The sequence below is a fragment of the Nocardiopsis halophila DSM 44494 genome, from assembly GCF_000341245.1.
GTDB lineage: Bacteria > Actinomycetota > Actinomycetes > Streptosporangiales > Streptosporangiaceae > Nocardiopsis_A > Nocardiopsis_A halophila.
On the sequence record NZ_ANAD01000211.1, the window covers coordinates 1 to 2,200 of the forward strand.

General features: G+C 79.0%; 1 protein-coding gene. It reads right to left on the bottom strand.

Annotation, left to right across the window (positions count from 1 at the left end; genetic code table 11):
- Positions 1 to 2,200, bottom strand: a 2,200-nt coding sequence (locus D450_RS31140; protein WP_152520905.1) for a condensation domain-containing protein, incomplete at both ends; no start/stop codon positions are given.

A 2,200-nucleotide genomic window follows, 5' to 3' on the forward strand; every position in this document is an offset into this window, starting at 1 on the left:
CCCGCGCGTCAGCTCGGCGCCGTCGAAGACGAGCGCGGGCGCCGACGGGTCGGCGGCGCCCGCGGCGACCAGCCCGGGCAGGGTGCGGTGCGTGATCGGGTGCGCGGTCCGGGCCCTGCCCTCCTCCAGTTCCTTGTGCTCCTCCGGTGAGAGCACGTCCAGCGCCCGGACCGGCCGCTGCGGGGCGGCGACCCCCTCGGCCAGGACGCGCGCCAGGCGCTCGGCGATCCCCTCGGCGGTCCCCCGGTCGAACAGGTCGGCCGCGTAGCGCACCGAGGCCGTGCAGCCCTCCTCCCCCGGCGTCTCGACGAACTCGAACTCCAGGTCGAAGCGTGCGCTGTGCAGGGCGCCGTCGTCGACGGAGGTCTCCAGCCCCAGCACCCGGCGGGAGCGCTCGGGCCGGGTCTGGTGGGAGACCATCACCTGGAACAGCGGGGTGCGCCCCGGCGCGCGCACCGGTGCCAGCGCGTCGACCACCCGGTCGAAGGGCAGGTCGGCGTTGTCGAAGGCGCCCAGGTCGGCGGCGCGCACCCGGTCCAGGACCTCGGCGAAGGACGGCCGGCCCGACAGGTCGGTGCGCAGCACCAGCGTGTTGAGGAACATGCCCACCGCGTCGTGCAGCGCCTCGTCCGACCGGCCGGTCACCGGGGAGCCGAGCGGCACGTCGTCCCCGGCGCCCATCCGGTGCAGCAGCACGGCCACGGCCGCCTGCAGCACCATGAAGCGGGTGGCGCCGTGCTCGCGTCCGAGGGCCTCGGCGGCGCGCATCAGGTCCGCGGGCAGGCCGACGCGGGCGGTCCCGCCCTCGGCGCCGCGCCGCGCGGGGCGGGGGCGGTCGGCGGGCAGCGGGATCTCCTCGGGCAGCCCCTCCAGCGCCCCGCGCCAGAACGCGCGCTGCCGCGCCGCCCTGCTGCCGGGGTCGTCCTCGGCGCCGAGCAGCTCGCGCTGCCAGGCAGCGTAGTCGGCGTAGCGCACCGGAAGCGGCCCCCACCCCGGGGCCTCGCCGCGGGTGCGCGCCCGGTAGGCGGCCTCCAGGTCCCACAGGAACGGCTCCTGGGACCACTCGTCGACGACGATGTGGTGGAACAGGAACAGCAGCGTGTAGGCGCGGTCCCCGGTGCGCAGCACGGTGACCCGGAAGGCCGGTTCACGCTCCAGGTCGAAGGGGCGGCGCGCGGCCCGGGCCAGGAGGTCGTCGGCGGCCTCGGCGCCCAGGGAGCGGACGTCGACGACCTCCACCGGGTCGGGTGCCTCCTCCGGGGCGAGGACCCGCTGGACGGGTTCGCCGCCGCCGTCGGCCGGGAAGACGGTGCGCAGCGCCTCGTGCAGGGCGGCCACGTCGCGGACGGCGCGCCCCAGGGCGCGGGTGTCCAGGTCGCCCCGGCCGCGCAGCACCCACGGCACGTTGTAGGCGGCCTCCGTCCCGGCGACCCGGGCGGCGGCCCACATGCCGCGCTGGCCGCCGGTGAGCGGGACCGGTCCGGCGAGCGCGTCGGCGGCGCCGGGGCGCAGCGGGGGCCGGGGGTCGGCGGCGGCACCGAGCCGGGCGGCCAGGGCCCGGGGCGTGGGCGCCTCGAAGACGTCGGTGACCCGCACCTCGGCGCCCAGGCGGGCGCGCAGCAGGTTGGCGGCGCGCGCGGCGGCCAGGGAGTTGCCGCCCAGGGCGAAGAAGTCGTCGTCGGCGTGCTCGACGGGGGCGCCGACCGCGTCGGCGAAGGCGTCGGCGACGGTGCGCTCGGCGCCCTCGGCGGGCGGACGGCCGGCGGTCCGCGCGGCCGGGGCGGCGGGCGGGTCCGGGAGCGCCTTGCGGTCGAGCTTGCCGCTGGGGGTCAGCGGCGGCTCCGGCAGCACCGCCAGGGCCTCGGGGACCATGGCGGCGGGCAGCAGGGAGGCCAGGCGCTCGCGCAGCGCGTCCAGGTCGAGGCCGGCGGCGGGGGCCGCGGGGACCAGGTGGCCGACGAGGCGGGTGCGCCCGCCGGGGCCCGGGCGGGCGGTGGCGGCGGCGTCGGCGACACCGGGCAGGCCGCGCAGCGCGGCCTCCACGTCCCCGAGCTCGATGCGCTGCCCGCGGATCTTGACCTGGAAGTCGGTGCGGCCGAGGAACTCGATCGCACCTGCGCGCCTGCGGACCAGGTCGCCGGTGCGGTACATGCGCTCGCCGGGAGCGCCGAACGGGCAGGCGGTGAACCGGTCGGCGGTC